Genomic DNA, 17,558 nt, shown 5'->3' with positions numbered 1-17,558 from the left:
AGGAAAGTGGTGTGGCGGTACCCGGCCGGGCACCGCCACAACCAAAGATTAATAGCCGGGGTTCTGCCGCAGATTGGGGTTGGCCGTGAGGTCGGAAGCCGGAATCGGGAACAGTTTGTATTTGGCGTCCACCGCCTGGCCCGCCGATACCCCGCCTTTCCAGGGCCAGAGGTAAGTGCTTTCGGTGAACTTGCCGTAGCGGATGAGGTCGGTACGGCGGCTGCCTTCCCAGTGCAGCTCACGCGCCCGCTCATCAAGGATGAAATCGGTGGTCATCTGCGAATCGGTGATGTCGGCCGTGCTGGCTGCGTTGATGGGGAAGCCAAAAGCCCGGCGACGGATTTGATTTACGTAGCCCAGTGCAATGCCCCGGTCCGCGTTGCCACGGGTGGCCGCTTCTGCGTAGATGAGCATCATATCAGACAAGCGCAGCATGGGGAAGTCTACGCTGGAGAAGTTCAGCGATGCGCCAACCCCGGTGCCCGTCGAGGTTACGTTGCGGAATTTCACCACGCCCAGGCCCTGCGTGAACTGGCTGAGGTCGTTGATAGCCAGGGTTTGGCCCCGGGTGTAGAAACGGCCGCGACGGTCACGGGTGGTGTCGCCACCCGCCAGGAAAAACTTGTCGAACAGGGCGCTGGTGGTGCGGAGGCCGCCCCAGCCCGTAGACTGCCCTACCAGGCGCTGCCAGGCAGCATCAGCCCCGCTGGTTGCGCCATTCACCAGGAACGTCGTGCCGCCATAGCTCTGCACGTTGTTCACGTCAAAAATGATTGGCCAGATGATTTCAGACGTTGCCGGCGCTGCGTTGTTATCAGCCAGGAAAATCCGACCGTAGGCCGACGCCGCCGAGCTGGCAGTAGTAGCCAGGGTGTAGCCGCCGTCAATAGCCGCTTTGGCTTCGGTTGCAGCCTTGGCATACTGAGGCGTACCGGTATAGACACCGGCGTTCAGGTACAGGCGAGCGAGGTAGCCGTGGGCAGCGGCCTGGTCTACGCGGCCATACTCATTGGTGCGGGGAGGAGCCAGGTCCGTCGTCAGGGCCAATAGCTCACTCTCCACAAAGTTGTAGAGCTGCTGACGCGTGTAGTAAGGCGGCAGACCTGCCCCTACCGCGTCTTGCTCCGTCACGAAAGGCCCGTTGCCGAACAAGTCGATGACGTGCGAGTAAGCTACAGCGCGCAGGAAGCGCGCTTCGGCGCGGAAGAGCTTGCCTTGCGTCTGCTCGCTGCTGCCCAAACGGGTGCTGAGCTTGTCGTCGGTCGATTCACGAATGAACTCGTTGCAGATGGCAATTTCGTAGTAGAGGCGGCTGTAGAAGCCCCGGGTCAGGGGGTCGCTGGCGTCCCAATTCATGCGGTGCCATTCCTGCACGCCGGGGTCGTTCCAAGCAATCACGGCTTCGTCGGTGGTCAGCTCCTGGGCGCTCCACCACTGGCGAATGTAGTCCGAAGTACCCGCGTCGATGCCAACAATATCGCCCGAGCCGGGGCCCGAAGGGCCGGTGAGGGCAAAGCCGCCGTACAGCTTGGCCAGCACCTGCTTGTAGCCGGCCAGGCCGGTATACACTTTGTCAGGCGTCAGCTCGTACTTGGGCGTCTGGTCGAGGTCCTTGGTGCAGGACGTGCTGAGGCCAGCCAGGGCGGTGCTCAGCGCGAGGGCCGTCAGCCCCCGATACAATGAATTCTTCATGAGTGGTGGGAATTAGAAGCCGAGAGCCAGGCCCAGCGTAAAGGTGCGGGCGCGGGGATAAAAATTGGTGTCGATGCCGCTGAATACTTCCGGGTCAACGCCTTTGTATTTGGTCACGAGGAAGGCGTTCTGCACGTTGGCCGTCACCCGCAGCGACGAAGCGCCGAGCACTTTGCCCACGTTGTAGCCGAGCGAGATGTTTTCGCAGCGCAGGAACGAAGCATTCTGGATGTAGTAGTCCGAGAACACCTGCTGGCGGGTGAAGCCCGTGTTGCGCACGTCCGGGTTCAGGTTGTTCACGAACAGCGTCGAGCCCTGGGCGTTGGCGTAGTTGCCCAGATTGGCGGCGTTGGCGTTGTAGTTGTAGTTGCCCAGGTTGCTGCGCAGCGTGAAGGCAAATACCAGCTTCTTATACACCACGTTCGAGCTCAGGCCCAGCGTAACGAGCGGAGCCGGCTGCTTGTAGAAAATGTAGTCGTTGTCGTTGATAACGCCGTTGCCGTCTTTGTCCACATACAAGCCTTCCACGGGACGGCCATCCGGGCCGTACACCTGCTGGGCAGCGAAGAAGGAGTTGATGGGGTAGCCCACTGACTGGATTTGAATCGTGTTGCCGGTACCACCGCCAATACCGCCAACCTTATAGCCCTTGAAGCCTTCCTGCTGCTGGCCCAAGTCGGTGATTTTGTTAACGTTGTAGGCACCGTTCAGGTTCACGTCCCAAGTCAGATTTTCGTTGCGCAGCAGGCCGTAGTTCAGGCCCAGCTCAATGCCGCGGTTGCGCAGCGAGCCGATGTTGGCATTCAACTGGTTGGTCAGGTTGGAGCCGGCCGACTGGTTCACCAGGGCCAGCAGGTCGCTGGCCGTGCGCTGGTACACATCGATGGTAGCCGTCAGGCGGTTATCCATGAAACCGAGGTCCAGACCAGCGTTGTAGGTGTTGGTGGTTTCCCAGGTCAGCACCGAGTTGTAGCCCTGCGGGCTGTAGGTGGGCACCACGGTGCCGGTACCACCGCCCAGCGGGTAGGTGGTCGTCGAGCCGCTGATGACGTAGCGGGGCTGCGTATCGTAGGCCCCGCCGATGTCCTGCTGGCCGGTGCGGCCGTAGCCGGCGCGCAGCTTCAGTTCCGAGAACGTGTTGTTATCCTTCAGGAAGTCCTCGTTCTTGATGCGCCAGGCCAGGCCCAGGGCCGGGAACCAGCCGCTGCGGTAGCCTTTGGCGAAGCGTGAGGTCTGGTCATTACGTAGGGTAGCCGTCAGCAGGTACTTGTCCTTGATGTTGGCCGTAGCCCGGCCGAAGTAGGAAATCAGTACATACTTGTTGTAGAAGCCCGCTACCGTCAGCTGGTCTTTGCGGTTTACCAGGGTATCGCGGTTCAGGCGGTACGTCAGGTAGTTGGGGCCTTCGTCCACGAACGACTGGTAAGCGTGGCCCAGCTGAATGTCGAGCTTGGTGCCGCCCACCTGCTTGCCGTAAGCCAGGTAAGCTTCCAGCAGCTTCATGTTCTTGTCCTGGGCGTACTGGTAGTAAGAGCCATTGCGGCCGGGGTCGGCCGAAGTCGTGTTGAAGGTGCCGAAGTCGGTAGCCGCAATGGTTTTGTCGCCACGTCCGCGCGCCACATCCAGGCCTAGGTTAAGGTTGGCCCGCAGGCCTTCGATGCCGTGCACCTTGTAGTCGAACTGCACGTTGCCGATGAGGCGCTTCACCGTGCTGATGTCGCTGGTGTTGTTGAGGGCCGCCACCGGGTTGCCCGAAGCGTTGCCGAGCGGCTGGCCATCCGAGTTGGTGAACTGATAGTAGCCGCCGTAGCGCGTGAACTTCGATTCGGTCGACATTACCGGCTGCGTGGGGTCATACAGTGCGGCATTGGCCACGTTGCCATAGTCCACGAAGCGGTTGTCCACAATCGAGCCTTTGGCGTTGATGTCGATGCGCAGGTGGTTGTCGAGAACGGTCGGGCTGATGCTCACCGAGCCCGAATTACGCTTCAGCTTGTTGGTGATGACAATGCCCTCCTGGTAGAGGTTGCCATAGGACACACGGAAGGGAATGTTCTTGGCCACGCTGCCAATCAGGCTCACCGTGTTGTCGTAGGTGCCTGCGGTGCGGAAAATCTCGTTCTGCCAGTTTGTGTTGGCCGAGCCCAGGGTCGCAATTTGCGAGGGCGAGCCATTGGCCCGAATCAGGCTGCGGAACTCGTCGGCCGACAGCGCTTCGTAGCGCCGGGCCACGGTAGCAAAACCCGTTTGCGAATTCAGCTCCACGCGCAGCTTTTCGCCCTGCAGGCCTTTCTTGGTCGTAATCAGAATAACGCCGCCCGAAGCACGGTTGCCATAGATGGCCGTGGCCGAAGCGTCTTTCAATACCGTGAACGTTTCGATGTCGCTGGGGTTAATCAGCGACAGCGGGTTCGAAGCACCGTTGATGCCGCCTTTATCTACGGCCACCCCATCAATCACGTACAGCGGGTCGCTGTTGGCGTTGAGCGACGAGTTGCCACGAATGCGGATGGTCGTGCCCGTGCCCGGGGCGCCGCCCGCCGTGGTGATGCTCACGCCGGCTACTTTGCCCTGAATGAGCTGCTCGGGGTTGGTTACCTGGCCCTGTACAAACTGCTTGGAGTCAACCGTGGCCACGGCCCCGGTCACGTCCTGCCGACGCTGGGTGCCGTAGCCCACCACCACGGCTTCCGACAGCTGCGTGGTGTTTTCGGTGAGGCCGGCGGTTACTTCCGTGTTCTGGCCAGCGACTACTGTCACCGGGCGACGCACCGTGTTGTAGCCCACGAACGACATCACCAGGGTGTGGGGCCCGGCCGGTACGTTCTGAATGCTGTATGTGCCGTCTACATTGGACGAGCTGCCAAGAGTGGTGCCTTCGATGAGGACCGTTGCGCCGGGAATTCCTTCGTTTTTGCTGTCGGTCACTTTGCCGCTGACCGAGCCCGTCTGAGCATACGCTCCCGGAACAAAGCCGAAGCACGCGAACAATAGCAGAAACAGGAGCTTCGCTAGATAGGGGTGTTTCATTGAAATGAGAAAATTTAGTGGTGGGAAATTTTTGAAGATTGGGGCTGTAAAGTTACCGAAAAATAGCATCGGAGCCCATTTTAGGCCGGTTTTTGCTACTCAGCAGGTTAGCACTTACTCACTACATAAATAAAGTTTGCCGGATATTGTTTTTAGATTTTTTTATCGATAAAACGTCGCTGTGCCGGCCTTAATATTTTGTCTGACAATGGGTTAAATATTGGGCAGCTGCAGGCGTGAATGCACTTTTTTAGTTCCCAATCGTTTGAAACAGGCAAGCGGGGCTGTAATTGCAAACGTTAGCGCAAGGCTAAAAAAAAATTCGGCCCGATTAGCCAGAATTTTTGGGCAAACGTTTGTGCTTGGCAATTGGACTCCGCCGGGGTTGCGTGCCGATGTCACCGGCTTTGGTGAGGGAGCACTTCCTCCCTCCGAGCGGCGCAAAAAGCGTGCAGCGTATGCCCTGGCCCCGCCAAACCCGGCTCTCCGACGGATTGTATGGCACTGCATCCGCTGGCAGGGGCCAATAACGACCTTGCAAGGCCACTGTCTCATCGTTACTTTTGGCTTTTCCTTAGAAAATGAAAAAGCGTCTTCTGCTCCTCGTCTTGTTACTGGGCACTACCCTGTCCGGCACCACCTGGGCCCAGTCCCGGCCGGGCGTGCACAAGCCGGTGCCCAAGCCCGCGGGCAAGCCCACGCCCGCCACCAAAAATGCCCCCAAGCCGCCGCCGGTGTATACGCCCATCGTTACGCAGCGCGCCAACGACGAGGAGGACGCACCGCCGCCCCTGGTAGTCAGCAAGATTAAGCTGAAGAAACCCGTGCTGGTGTACTACCAGGAGCCGGCCCCCGGCAAGACGGTGCAGCAGCTGGTGATGTCGGAGGAAAACCTGGGCCTGCTCAAAACGCTGGACCTGGAGCACCTGATGAGCCGCCGCGAAGTATTCGTGGACGGGCTGGGGAATCTGGCTTTGCCGGGCAACGATGCCGCCAAGTTCCGGCTGCTGGGCACCAGCCTCGTAGCCGAGGACAACCGCCGCGCGGCCGGCGACGGGCGCAGCACCTTTTCCCGCCTCAAGGTGCCGTCGTCGGGCTTTCTGTACGTAGTGCGCGAGTCGGCAGAAGAATACCGGCACTTCGTGAAAGGCCCGCAGAAAAAAGGCTCGCTGCTTGACTTTCAGTCCAATGGCCTGCCGGGCATTGATTCGGTACGGGCCGTGTACACGCTGCGCAAAACCGATGCTTCGGAGCGCGGGGCCGGCAGCGGCGAAACCATCCGCTAAGCAGCCCTGAGCAATATGGGGCAGTGGCGAAACTACCTGGGCCAGCTGCTGCTGGCCATCATGGCCTTGCCAGCCGCCGGGCAAAGCATCCTGACGCTCGACCAGGTGCCCCCGGCCACCCCGCCGGCGGATACGCTGTTTGTGGCGGGCTCCTTCAATGGCTGGAACCCCCACGCAACGCGGTACGCGCTGCACAAAAATCCGGATGGCACCTACCAGGTGGCCCTGCCCGCGGGCCTGGGCGCAATTGAGTACAAGTTTACCCGCGGCAGCTGGCCGACGGTTGAAATCGACGACAAAAACCAGGCAATAGCCAACCGCAAAGCCGATTTATCGACGACGAGGGACGTGCACCACCGCGTGCTGGCCTGGGACGACCAAAGCGGTGCCGCCGTGCCGCGCGGCCACACGGCTTCTCCGCAGGTGCATACGCTGGCGGCGGCTTTCAGTATGCCGCAGCTGGGCCGTCAGCGCCGGGTATTGGTTTATCTGCCTGCCGATTATGCGAAGCAGCCGGCCCGGCGCTACTCCGTGCTGTACCTGCACGATGGCCAGAATGTCTTCGATGCCGCCACCAGCTTCAGCGGCGAGTGGGGCGTGGACGAAACGCTGGATAAGCTGCGCCAAACCGGGCAGGACGCTGCCGGCAGCATTGTGGTGGCCATCGACAACGGCAACGAGTTCCGTTCCGACGAATACATTCCCTGGCCCAGCGACTCCCTGAAAAACCAGCCGCACCGGGGCGGGCAGGGCGGTGCCTACGTCGACTTTCTGGCCAACACCCTGAAGCCCTACGTGGATGCCCACTACCGCACCCGGCCCGACGCGGCGCACACCGGCGTGGCCGGCTCCAGCCTGGGCGGGCTGATTTCGGTGTACGCGGCCCTGAAATATCCGAAGGTGTTTGGCCAGGTTGGCGTGTTTTCGCCGGCCTTCTGGGTGTGCAACGACGCGTTGCGGGCATTTGCCAAAACGCACCCGGCCGCGCCCACGGCCCGGTTCTACTTCGTGTGCGGCCCGAAGGAATCGAAAACCATGCTGCCGCTGATGGCGCAGTGGCGCGACGAGCTGCGCCGCGAAGGCGTGCCGGCCGCCAACGTGTCGTTTCATGCGCCGGCCGATGGCGAGCACCGCGAATGGTTCTGGCGGCGTGAGTTTCCGGCGGCCTATCGGTTTTTATTTCTACCGGCGGCAACAGCCAAAGCATCAACGCGCAAGCGTTGAAGCCGGGCGGCTTCTGCGAAACGGGTGGTTGCCATTGTAGTGAAAATGCCAACCAATAATTGCCAGAGTCGTATAAAAATTTCCCTGCAGTTGAAGGGATTTTAAAAATAACCCTCTACCTTTGCATCGCGCTTCTGATAAAAGCGTGCTCCTGAAATGACTTTACATCGTACTTCCCAGGCTTGGTGGTGGCAGCTCCGAAACATCGGACCGGCCTGCCTGTGCGCCTGGTAAAGTCACGCCTGATTTTGCCTGCAACCACAAAAAGCCCGGCCCTTCGCCGGGCTTTTTGCATTTCACCCTTCACCTCCTGCACAAGCTGAAGCTTATGCCCCAACTCACCACCCGCACCCGCCGCCTGCTGGCCGACACCGTGACCCCGGTAGGCCTGTACCTGCGCCTGCGCGACCAGTACCCCAACTGCCTGCTGCTGGAAAGCGCCGACTACCACGGCCAGCAGAATGCCTTCAGCTACCTGGTGTGCGAGCCGCTGGCCACGTTTGAGCTGCGCCGGGGCGGCGAGCTGCGCCAGCTGCTGCCCGGCGCTCCGGAAACCCGCGAGCAGCTGGCCAGCCCGCGCCAGGCGCTGGGCCGGCTGCGCGAATTTGCCGCCGCTTTTGTGCCCGATGCCACGGCCGCCCAGCTGCCGTTCATCAGCACGGGCCTTTTTGGCTACATGGGCTACGAGGCGGTGCAAAGCTTCGAGGACGTGGCGCTGGCCGCCGACAAAGTGCCGGCCGGCGACATTCCGCTCATGCGCTACGGCGTGTACCGCTACGTCATCGCCTTCAACCACTTCCGGCAGGAGCTGCACCTCTTCGAGCACCGCGTGGCCGGGCAGGCCAAGGAGGACGCCGACGGCCTGACCCGCCTCGAAAACCTGGTGCGCAACCCCAGCGTGCCCACCTTCGGCTTTGCCACGGTGGGCGAGGAGCTCAGCAACCAGACCGATGCCGAGTTTCTGGCGCGCCTGGCGCAGGGACAGGCGCACTGCCGGCGCGGCGACGTGTTCCAGATTGTGCTTTCGCGGCGCTTCCAGCAGGCGTTTTCGGGCGATGAGTTTAACGTGTACCGGGCGCTGCGCTCCATCAACCCGTCGCCCTATCTGTTTTACTTCGACTACGGCGACTATAAAATCTTCGGCTCCTCACCCGAGGCGCAGGTGCTGGTGCAGGGCCGCGAGGCCAGCCTGTTTCCGATAGCCGGCACCTACCGCCGCACCGGCGACGATGCCGCCGATGCCGCCGCCGCCCAGCGCCTGGCCGCCGACCCCAAGGAAAACGCCGAGCACGTGATGCTGGTGGACCTGGCCCGCAACGACCTGGCCCGCCACGGCACCAGGGTGCAGGTACGCACGCTGCGCGAGATTCAGTTCTACTCGCATGTAATTCACCTGGTAAGCAAAGTCACGGCCGAGCTCGACGAAGGCACTGATACCCTGCAGGTGGTGGCCGATACCTTTCCGGCCGGCACGCTCTCGGGCGCGCCCAAGCACCGCGCCATGCAGCTGATTGACGGGCTGGAGCCTACCGCCCGGGGCTATTACGGCGGCTGCCTGGGCCACCTGGGCTTCGATGGCAGCTTCAACCACGCCATCATGATTCGCTCGTTTCTGAGCACCGGCAACCAGCTGTATTTCCAGGCCGGGGCGGGCGTGGTGGCGGCCTCACAGGTACAGTCGGAGCTGGAAGAAGTGCACCACAAGCTGGGCGCCCTACGGGCGGCTTTGCGGGCGGCCGAAGACATTAAATAGCTCATTGCCATGAACATTCTCGTTCTCGATAACTACGATTCCTTCACCTACAACCTGGTGCACCTGCTGCGGGAGCTGGGCCACGGCCCGCAACTGACAGTGATTCGCAACGACCAGCTGGCGCTGGAAGCCGTGGATGCGTACGATGCCATCCTGCTATCGCCCGGCCCCGGCATTCCGGCCGAAGCGGGCCTGATGCCCGCCATCATTCAGCGATATGCGCCCACCAAGCGGATGCTGGGCGTGTGCCTGGGCCACCAGGGGCTGGCCGAAAGCTTTGGGGCCGAGCTCTACAACCTGCCGGCCGTGCTGCACGGCGTGGCCACCGAAGCCGAGGTAACCGCCGCCGACGAGCGCCTTTTTGCGGGCCTGCCGGGCCGGTTCCGGGTGGGGCGCTACCACTCCTGGGCGGTGCGGCCCGGCTCGGTGCCCGCCGCGCTGGAGGTGACGGCCCGCGATGCCAATGGCGAGGTGCTGGCCTTCCGCCACCGGCAGCATGACGTGCGCGGCGTGCAGTTTCACCCCGAAAGCATTCTGACCGAACACGGCGCGCAGATGCTGGCGAACTGGCTGGCGTAGGGCCTTAAGCAAACCCGAACGTCGTGCCGAGCGCAGCCGAAGCACCTCGCGTGCCCCCACGGCTTCACGATGTTCACCAAGATTTAATTACGGCTGCAGGCGAGGGGCTTCGGCTGCGCTCAGCATGACCTTCAGGAAATAACAGCAAGCTTTGAAACAGATTCTCACCAAGCTTTTCGACCACCAGCCCCTGACCCACGCCGAGGCCCACGCCGCCATGCGCCAGCTGGGCGAAGGCGGGGCCAACCCGGCCGAAACGGCCGCCTTCCTGGCCGTGTACCGGATGCGGCCCATCACCGTGGCCGAGCTGGCCGGCTTCCGGCAGGCCCTGCTCGATTTGAGCCGCGACCCGCTGCTGGGCACCACCGAAGTGCTGGACATTGTGGGCACGGGTGGCGACGGCAAAAACACGCTCAACATCTCCACGCTGGCCTGTTTTGTGGTGGCCGGGGCGGGGGAGCGGGTGGCCAAGCACGGCAACTTCGGCGTGTCGTCGGTATCGGGCGCGTCCAACGTGCTGGCGCATTTCGGGTATGACTTCGAGGCCGGCTCCGACCAGCTGCGGCGGCAGCTCGACCGGGCGGGCATCTGCTTTCTGCACGCGCCGGCTTTCCACCCGGCCATGCGCCATGCGGGGCCGGTGCGCCGCGAGCTGGGGCTGCGCACGTTCTTCAACATCCTCGGCCCGCTGGTGAACCCGGCCCGGCCGGCGGCCCAGCTGCTGGGCGTGTTCAGCCTGGAATTGCAGCGCCTCTACCACTACCTCATGCAGCCCACCGGCACGCGCTACGCCGTGGTGCACGCCCTGGACGGCTACGACGAGCTGGCCCTCACCGGTCCGGCCAGGGTCGTTTCCTCGTTTGAGGGCGAGCGGCTGCTCACGGCCGAAACGCTGGGCCTGCCCACCTGCTCGGCCGCCGATTTGGCGGGCGGCAGCACCGTGGAAGCCGCCGCTGCCCTGTTCTTCGACGTATTGTCGGGCGCCGGCACCGTGGCCCAGCGCAACGTGGTGACGGCCAATGCCGCGCTGGCCCTGCAGTGCGCCCGCCCCGGCCTCGGCTGGGCCGAGGCACTGGCCCAAAGCCGCGAATCGCTGGATTCGGGGGCGGCGAAAAAGGCCTTTCAAACCATGCTTGCCATCCATTAAGTATGAAGAACGAGGAATGGGTGCTTAGCACCGTTCGGCTTTTCGCTCATCAACCACTGATTCCTCCTTCTTCATTGCTCATTCTTCATTCAAAAAATGTCCACCATTCTCGATACCATTGTAGCGCACAAGCGCCAAGAAGTTGTGCGCCGCCGCGAGCTCGTGCCCGTCAAGCTGCTCGAAACCAGCCTGTACTTCAGCTCGCAGCCGCTGTCGCTGCGCCAGTACCTGACGCGGCCCCACAGCAGCGGCCTCATCGCGGAGTTCAAGCGCAAGTCGCCCTCCAAAGGCTGGATTAACCAGTACGCGCCCGTGGAGCGCACCACGCTGGGCTACATGCAGGCCGGTGCGGCGGCCCTTTCCGTGCTCACCGATGCCACATTTTTCGGCGGTAAAAACGAGGACCTGACCATTGCCCGGCGCTTCAATTTCTGCCCCATCCTGCGCAAGGATTTTGTGGTGGATGAGTACCAGGTGCTCGAAGCCAAGAGCATCGGGGCCGATGCCGTGCTGCTCATCGCGGCCGTGCTCACGCCCCAGGAAATCGACGCGCTGGGCCGGCTGGCCCGCTCGCTGGGCCTGGAAGTGCTGCTCGAAGTGCACAATGCCGACGAGCTGGCGCGCTCGGCCAATCCGACAGCGGTGAGCCTCATCGGCGTAAACAACCGCAACCTGCACGATTTCAGCCTGAGCCTGGATACCTCGCTGGCCCTCGCAGAGCTGATTCCGGCCGAGTTTGTGAAGGTTTCGGAAAGCGGCATCTCCACGGCCCCGGCCATTGGCCGGCTGCGCGCCGCCGGCTACCAGGGCTTTCTGCTGGGCGAAGCGTTTATGGGCCAGGCCCGGCCCGAGCGGGCCTGCGCGGCGCTGGTGCAGGAAATAGCCACCCTGCCGGAAGCCGCCGCCGTTGCCTGAGTTCATTTTGCCTGCCCAAACGATGAAAACGCCCCGTCCCAACCTTGCGGCCCTTGCGCGGGCTGCCGGCGTGCCCGGCGCCGCGGTGCCGGCAGACCCGGCCGCGCCGCCGCGCCTGCTGGTGAAAGTATGCGGCATGCGCGATGCCGCCGCGCTGGCCGAAGTCGCCGCCCTGGCCCCGGATTTTCTGGGCTTCATTTTCGCGCCGGCCTCGCCGCGCTTCGTGGGCGAGGCGCTGGCCCCGGCGCAGCTGCAGGCGCTGCCGCCGGCCATCTGGAAAGTGGGGGTTTTCGTGAATGAATCCACGGCAACCATCCTCGCTACGGCCCTGCGCTTCGGCCTGTCGGCCGTGCAGCTGCACGGCCGGGAAACGCCCGCGCAGTGCGAGGCGCTGAGCGAGGCCGGCCTGCTGGTGATGAAGGCATTTGCGGTGGGAGAGGCCCTCGACCTGGACGTGCTGCGGCCCTACGTGCCCTGCTGCGACTTCTTCCTTTTTGATGCCAAAGGCGCGGCTCCCGGCGGCAACGGCACGGTTTTCAACTGGAATCTGCTTCGGCCATACAACCTGCCGGTGCCGTATCTGCTGGCCGGCGGCCTGGGCCTGGCCCACGCCGCCGAGTTGGCCGCCTTGCGCCTGCCCGGCCTGGCCGGGGTCGATTTGAACAGCGGCTTCGAAACCGCGCCGGGCGTGAAAGACGCTGGCCGGGTAGGGCAGATGCTCACGGCCTTGAAACGCTGAGCCCGGCGTGCTCACTCCACCAATTCAGAATTATCAAGCACCATGACGGCATCCTATCAACAACCCACAGCCCGGGGCTATTACGGCGAGTTCGGCGGCGCTTTCGTGCCCGAAATGCTGTACCCCAACGTGGAGGAGCTGCGCACGCAGTACCTCGCCATTCTGGCCGACCCCGGCTTTCAGGCCGAGCTGAAGCAGCTGCTGCGCGACTACGTGGGCCGGCCCACGCCGCTGTTTGAAGCCAGGCGCCTGTCGGCCCGGTACAACACGCGTATTTTCCTCAAGCGCGAAGACCTGTGCCACACCGGCGCGCACAAGATAAACAATACCGTGGGGCAGATTCTGCTGGCCCAGCGGCTGGGCAAGAAGCGCATCATTGCCGAAACCGGGGCCGGGCAGCACGGCGTGGCCACGGCCACCGTGTGCGCCCTCATGGGCCTGCCATGCGTGGTGTACATGGGGGCCATCGACATGGAGCGCCAGGCCCCCAACGTGGCCCGGATGCGCCTGCTCGGGGCCGAGGTGCGCCGCGCCGAAAGCGGCAGCCAGACCCTGAAAGACGCCACCAACGAAGCCATCCGCGACTGGATTGCCAACCCCGTCGACACGCACTACATCATCGGCTCGGTGGTGGGCCCGCACCCGTACCCCGATTTGGTGGCGCGGCTGCAGGCCATTATCAGCGAGGAAATGCGGGCCCAGCTGCTGGAAAAAACCGGCTCCGAGCTGCCCGATGCGGTGGTGGCCTGCGTGGGCGGCGGCTCCAACGCGGCCGGGGCCTTCTACCATTTTCTGGATGAGCCGGCCGTGCGCCTCGTGGCGGTGGAGGCGGCCGGGCACGGCGTGCATTCGGGGCATTCGGCGGCCACGTCGGTGCTGGGCACGCCGGGCATCATTCACGGCAGCAAAACGCTGCTGATGCAGGACGAGCACGGCCAGATTACGGAGCCCTACTCGCTGAGCGCCGGGCTGGACTATCCCGGCATCGGGCCGCTGCACGCGCACCTGGGCGCCGTGGGCCGGGCCGAATTCATTGCCATCACCGACGACGAGGCGCTGGCGGCCGTTTCGGAGCTCAGCCGGCTGGAAGGCATCATTCCGGCGCTGGAAACGGCTCACGCGCTGGCCGCCCTCGGGCAGCTCGGCGCGGGCCCGGCCGATGTGGTGGTGGTCAACCTCTCCGGCCGCGGCGACAAGGATTTGGAAACCTACCTCAACAACCTGGACAAGCTCATATAAAGCGCCCGCGCGGCGGCCCGCGGCGGAAAAATACCTCATGGACAGACTAAAAGAAGCTTTTGCTGGCAAGCGCAACCTGCTCAATACCTACTTCACGGCCGGCTACCCCAGCCTGCACGACACCCTGCCGCTGGCCGAAGCCCTGGTAAATGCCGGGGCCGACATCCTCGAAATCGGCATGCCTTTCTCCGACCCGCTGGCCGATGGCCCGGTCATTCAGCACAGCAGCACCGTCGCCCTGGCCAATGGCATGACCCTGCCCGTGCTGTTTGAGCAGCTGAAAGACCTGCGAAAAGCCGTGCCCGACACGCCCGTGCTGCTCATGGGCTACCTCAACCCCGTCATGCAGTTTGGCGTGGAAGCCTTCCTGCAGCGCGCGGCCGCAGTGGGCGTCGACGGCCTCATCCTGCCCGATTTGCCGCTCGATGAGTACGAGGAACGGTATCACGCGCTGTTTCAGCAGTACGGCCTGAAAGCCGTGTTCCTCATCACGCCGCAAACCTCCGACGCCCGAATTCGCCGGCTCGATGCGCTGTCCGAGGCGTTTCTCTACCTAGTATCGGGCCCCGGCACCACCGGCGGCACCACCGCGCCCGATGCCGCCGCGCAGGCCGGGTACTTCCACCGGATTGCGGCGCTTAACCTGAAAAATCCCCGCCTCATCGGCTTCGGCATTGCCGATAAAACCGGCTTCGACCGCGCCTGCCGGTATGCCGAAGGGGCCATCATTGGCTCGGCCCTCATCCGGGCCCTGGAAGATGCCGCCGATGCGCCGGAAGCCGCTGCCCGGTTTGTGCGCGGCATCAGGCAGGCCTAGTTAAGCCTGGCAACTGGTAGACAATCAATTTTAAAAAAGCAAACCCGTGATAATTCAGCTAGAAAAAACGGCTTCCGTGCCCACCATTACGGAGCACCTCCGGCAGCAGGGCTACAAGGCCACCGAAGTCACCACCCAGCACGCGCACTACCTCGTCGCCATTGGCAAGCAGGACTTCGACATCCGCACCATTGGCCAGCTGCCGGGCGTGCGCGACGTGCACCGCGTGAGCGACGACTACAAGCTGGTGAGCCGCAAGTGGCGCGTGAAGCCCACCGTGCTCGACCTCGGCGATGGCGTGACGATAGGGGAGGGCTCGCTGGCCATTTGCGCCGGCCCGTGCAGCATCGAGAGCGAAGCCCAGATGGAAAAAGTCATGACTCACCTGGTCGAAAACGGCGTGCGGCTCATGCGCGGCGGCGTGTTCAAGCCCCGCTCGTCGCCCTACGCCTTCCGGGGGCTGGGCATGGACGGGCTGCGCGACTTCCACCGCATGGCGCGGGAGCGGGGCATCAAAATCGTGACCGAGGTGATGCAGGTATCGCAGGTGGAGGAGATGCACGACTTCGTGGACGTGTTCCAGGTGGGGGCGCGCAATACCCAGAACTTCAACCTGCTCGATGCCCTGGGCGGCGTCGACAAGCCGGTGCTGCTGAAGCGCGGCATCTCGGGCACCGTGGAGGAGCTGCTGTCGTCGGCCGAGTACGTGTTTTCGGGCGGCAACGAGAAGCTCATTCTCTGCGAGCGCGGCATCCGCACGTTTGAGACGGCCAGCCGCAACACCCTGGACTTGAACGCCGTCCCGATTCTCAAAGCCAAAAGCCACCTGCCGGTCATCGTCGACCCCTCGCACGGCATCGGCATCCGGGAGTTTGTGCCCCAGATGGCGCTGGCCGGCGTGCTGGCCGGGGCCGACGGCATTGTGTACGAAACCCACGAAACCCCGGAAACGGCCGCTTCGGATGGCGCGCAGACGCTGGATTTCGATGAATCGGCCCGGCTCATTCGCAACCTGCGGCGCGTGTATGCCCTGCGCGGCGAGCTGGAGTAGCGAAAAATTAATGAAGCCGAATGCTTGCATTTTGAAAAACGCTGCCTAAATTCGTCTCAATCATGCGCCACCAATTCGTCAATTGCATTAAAAACCTGATGACCGCCCCTAAACAGGACGGACACGGGCTGCGATTGGCGCTACCGGAAGACGAGGCATGAACCCCGACTTTTGCTAGAAACCTTCAAAAGCCCGAATCCGCCAGGATATCGGGCTTTTTTTTCGCCCAATCCGCTTTCTCGTTCCCTTCACCTACCTTTTGTCCCAAGCTATGTTTGCCAAACCCAATTCCGCTGCCAACCAGGACCAACTCATCTGGAAAATGCTGTTCGACCGCCAGACGGCCTTGCTGCACCGGCGGGCGGCCCCGGCGTTCAACCAGGGCCTGGCCCGGCTTGGGTATCGGCGCGATGCCCTCCCCGACATTGTGGAGCTGAGCGCCGTGGTGCGCGAGGAAACCGGCTGGCAGCTGGCCCCGGTGGGGCGGCCGTTTGAGCCGGCCGCTTTCTTCGACCTGCTGGCCGAGCGCCGGTTCCCGATTGTGACGCGCATCCGGCCCATGCACAGCTTCGATTTCAGCCCCGAGCCGGACCTGTTTCACGACTTGTTCGGGCACGTGCCCATGCTGCTCGATGAAGGACTGGCCAACTTCCTGCACGAGCTGGGGCAGGCCTACCGGGCCCAGCCGGTGGGCTCCGAAGCCCGCGAGCAGCTGTGGGCGCTCTACTTCTTCACCGCCGAGTTCGGGCTGGTGCAGCACGAGGGCCGGCCGCTGCTCTACGGGGCGGGCCTGTTGTCGTCGGCCGGCGAAATCCACCACTGCGTGAACGAGCACACGCCGCGCCCGGCCTTCGACCTGGCCACCGTGCTGCGCACGCCCGTGACCGGCACCCGCTACCAGGACCAGTACTTCGTGCTGCCCGCCTGGGAGCAGCTCACCGGCTGCATTGAGGAGCTGGCCGGTATGCTGGCCCGGCACTAGGGCAACGCCCTGGCAACCAGCCCGGCTAGTGTGGTTGATGGCGCCACGTGCCGGGCCCGCCGGGCGGCGGCGGGCCCGGCACGTGGCACTGATAAAATTGCTGGTTTATTCGTGGGGTAATTATATCATAATACGGCATTAACACGGACGTTTTTTGCCGCCGGTAGCTTTGTCTGCTGGTATGATGTTCGCGCCTACTTCCTCTGACCGGCAGTACCTCGAAGCCCTTGCCTTGGGCCATGAAGCTGCCTTCGATGCGCTGTTTACCCGCCACTACGCCGGGCTGCTGCGCTACGCCCAAAGCCTGTTGCCGTACCCCACCGATGCCGCCGAGGACGTGGTGGCCGACCTGTTCTGCACCATCTGGACCAGCCGGGCGCAGCTCAGCGTGCAGGGCTCGCTGGCCGGCTACCTCTACGCCGCCGTGAAGCACCGCAGCTATGATAAGCTCCGGCAGCAGCGGCGCGCCATTGTGGAAGCCGAGGAGGAATTGTCCTACGCTCAGCCCGAAGCCCTGCATCTGCAGCCCGATGAATTACTGGTGTTTCAGGAGCTGAGCCAGCACCTGCTCCAGCTCATCGAGCGGCTGCCCGGGCGCACCCGCCAGGTGTTTCAGCTGCACCGCGACGGGGGCCTGACGTATGAGGAAATTGCGGCGCTGCTGGGCATTTCCGTCAATTCGGTGAAAACGCACATGTTCCGGGGGCTGCGCTTTTTGAAGGAGGCGCTGCACACGTCGGGCGTGCAGTAGCGCGTCGGTTATTACCGAATGGTTACGGTTGTTACCCTTCGATTAAGCCTGCCGTTGGGTGTCACGAGGTGAGCGGGCGGCGGCGTCTTTGAGGCATACGCGGCTACTCCGGCCCGTTTTGCCCCGTGGAATCAGAAGAAATCTACCTGCTCATCACCCGCTACCTGGCCCGGCAAACGTCGTCGGACGAGAACGAGCGGCTTGCTACCTGGGTCGCGCAGTCGCCCGAAAACGAACGCACGTTTGAGCAGCTGAAAGCCGTGTGGCAGGCCAGCCAAACGCCCACCGCCACGCCCGCCACGGCTGCCGCCCTGCACCGCGTGAAGGCCCGGCTGGCCGCCCTGCCGTTGAGC

General features: G+C 63.3%; 15 protein-coding genes. 13 read left to right on the top strand and 2 right to left on the bottom strand.

Annotated elements, in window-relative coordinates; genetic code table 11:
• Positions 1-48: 48 nt before the first annotated feature.
• On the bottom strand, positions 49-1,692 hold the full coding sequence (locus tag ACYVHT_RS00075; protein WP_460546675.1) for a RagB/SusD family nutrient uptake outer membrane protein: 1,644 nt from the start codon (positions 1,690-1,692) through the stop codon (positions 49-51).
• Positions 1,693-1,704: 12 nt separating this feature from the next.
• Complete coding sequence (locus ACYVHT_RS00070) at positions 1,705-4,722, bottom strand: SusC/RagA family TonB-linked outer membrane protein (protein WP_460546673.1); 3,018 nt, start codon at positions 4,720-4,722, stop codon at positions 1,705-1,707.
• Between the two features lie 581 nt (positions 4,723-5,303).
• On the opposite strand from ACYVHT_RS00070, the gene ACYVHT_RS00065 reads away from it, so the two are divergent.
• The 13 genes from ACYVHT_RS00065 to ACYVHT_RS00005 form a co-directional block, all read left to right on the top strand.
• Positions 5,304-6,008, top strand: coding sequence for a hypothetical protein (locus tag ACYVHT_RS00065; protein ID WP_460546671.1), 705 nt, complete (start codon positions 5,304-5,306; stop codon positions 6,006-6,008).
• 15 nt (positions 6,009-6,023) lie between these two features.
• Positions 6,024-7,232 (top strand): alpha/beta hydrolase-fold protein, encoded by a 1,209-nt coding sequence (locus tag ACYVHT_RS00060; protein ID WP_460546669.1) that lies wholly within the window; start codon positions 6,024-6,026, stop codon positions 7,230-7,232.
• Positions 7,233-7,560: 328 nt separating this feature from the next.
• Entirely contained in the window at positions 7,561-8,985 is a 1,425-nt protein-coding gene (locus tag ACYVHT_RS00055; RefSeq protein WP_460546667.1) for an anthranilate synthase component I family protein, read from the top strand.
• Between the two features lie 9 nt (positions 8,986-8,994).
• Positions 8,995-9,564, top strand: coding sequence for an anthranilate synthase component II (locus tag ACYVHT_RS00050; RefSeq protein ID WP_460546665.1), 570 nt, complete (start codon positions 8,995-8,997; stop codon positions 9,562-9,564).
• A gap of 151 nt (positions 9,565-9,715) precedes the next feature.
• Positions 9,716-10,711 (top strand): anthranilate phosphoribosyltransferase, encoded by a 996-nt coding sequence (gene trpD, locus ACYVHT_RS00045; protein ID WP_460546663.1) that lies wholly within the window; start codon positions 9,716-9,718, stop codon positions 10,709-10,711.
• A gap of 96 nt (positions 10,712-10,807) precedes the next feature.
• Positions 10,808-11,626, top strand: coding sequence for an indole-3-glycerol phosphate synthase TrpC (trpC, locus tag ACYVHT_RS00040; protein ID WP_460546661.1), 819 nt, complete (start codon positions 10,808-10,810; stop codon positions 11,624-11,626).
• Positions 11,627-11,648: 22 nt separating this feature from the next.
• Positions 11,649-12,365, top strand: a complete 717-nt coding sequence (locus tag ACYVHT_RS00035) for a phosphoribosylanthranilate isomerase (protein WP_460546659.1) — start codon at positions 11,649-11,651, stop codon at positions 12,363-12,365.
• A 42-nt stretch (positions 12,366-12,407) separates the two neighbouring features.
• Positions 12,408-13,604: a tryptophan synthase subunit beta gene (trpB, locus tag ACYVHT_RS00030; protein WP_460546657.1), complete on the top strand. Its 1,197-nt coding sequence runs from the start codon at positions 12,408-12,410 to the stop codon at positions 13,602-13,604.
• 37 nt (positions 13,605-13,641) lie between these two features.
• On the top strand, positions 13,642-14,421 hold the full coding sequence (gene trpA, locus ACYVHT_RS00025; protein WP_460546655.1) for a tryptophan synthase subunit alpha: 780 nt from the start codon (positions 13,642-13,644) through the stop codon (positions 14,419-14,421).
• 46 nt (positions 14,422-14,467) lie between these two features.
• The gene (gene aroF / locus ACYVHT_RS00020) at positions 14,468-15,472 is read left to right on the top strand and encodes a 3-deoxy-7-phosphoheptulonate synthase (protein ID WP_460546653.1); all 1,005 of its coding nucleotides are present in this window, start codon (positions 14,468-14,470) and stop codon (positions 15,470-15,472) included.
• A 271-nt stretch (positions 15,473-15,743) separates the two neighbouring features.
• Positions 15,744-16,454, top strand: coding sequence for a phenylalanine-4-hydroxylase (locus ACYVHT_RS00015; RefSeq protein WP_460546651.1), 711 nt, complete (start codon positions 15,744-15,746; stop codon positions 16,452-16,454).
• Between the two features lie 181 nt (positions 16,455-16,635).
• Positions 16,636-17,205, top strand: a complete 570-nt coding sequence (locus ACYVHT_RS00010; protein WP_460546649.1) for an RNA polymerase sigma factor — start codon at positions 16,636-16,638, stop codon at positions 17,203-17,205.
• A 125-nt stretch (positions 17,206-17,330) separates the two neighbouring features.
• A partial coding sequence (locus ACYVHT_RS00005; RefSeq protein ID WP_460546647.1) for a hypothetical protein occupies positions 17,331-17,558 on the top strand: 228 nt, incomplete at its 3' end.

This window comes from Hymenobacter daeguensis, from assembly GCF_054780555.1.
The sequence above is the reverse complement of the archived record's forward strand: the minus strand, read 5'-3'. Positions and strand labels throughout refer to the sequence as shown.

What these genes read in the sequence shown, in the direction of transcription:
- ACYVHT_RS00015 (WP_460546651.1), top strand. Translation starts at nt 15,744, where the DNA reads ATGTTTGCCAAACCCAATTCCGCTGCCAACCAGGACCAACTCATCTGG.
- ACYVHT_RS00035 (WP_460546659.1), top strand. Translation starts at nt 11,649, where the DNA reads ATGAAAACGCCCCGTCCCAACCTTGCGGCCCTTGCGCGGGCTGCCGGC.
- trpB (WP_460546657.1), top strand. Translation starts at nt 12,408, where the DNA reads ATGACGGCATCCTATCAACAACCCACAGCCCGGGGCTATTACGGCGAG.
- ACYVHT_RS00075 (WP_460546675.1), bottom strand. Translation starts at nt 1,692, where the DNA reads ATGAAGAATTCATTGTATCGGGGGCTGACGGCCCTCGCGCTGAGCACC.
- ACYVHT_RS00060 (WP_460546669.1), top strand. Translation starts at nt 6,024, where the DNA reads ATGGGGCAGTGGCGAAACTACCTGGGCCAGCTGCTGCTGGCCATCATG.
- trpA (WP_460546655.1), top strand. Translation starts at nt 13,642, where the DNA reads ATGGACAGACTAAAAGAAGCTTTTGCTGGCAAGCGCAACCTGCTCAAT.
- ACYVHT_RS00010 (WP_460546649.1), top strand. Translation starts at nt 16,636, where the DNA reads ATGATGTTCGCGCCTACTTCCTCTGACCGGCAGTACCTCGAAGCCCTT.
- trpC (WP_460546661.1), top strand. Translation starts at nt 10,808, where the DNA reads ATGTCCACCATTCTCGATACCATTGTAGCGCACAAGCGCCAAGAAGTT.
- ACYVHT_RS00070 (WP_460546673.1), bottom strand. Translation starts at nt 4,722, where the DNA reads ATGAAACACCCCTATCTAGCGAAGCTCCTGTTTCTGCTATTGTTCGCG.
- ACYVHT_RS00050 (WP_460546665.1), top strand. Translation starts at nt 8,995, where the DNA reads ATGAACATTCTCGTTCTCGATAACTACGATTCCTTCACCTACAACCTG.
- ACYVHT_RS00065 (WP_460546671.1), top strand. Translation starts at nt 5,304, where the DNA reads ATGAAAAAGCGTCTTCTGCTCCTCGTCTTGTTACTGGGCACTACCCTG.
- ACYVHT_RS00055 (WP_460546667.1), top strand. Translation starts at nt 7,561, where the DNA reads ATGCCCCAACTCACCACCCGCACCCGCCGCCTGCTGGCCGACACCGTG.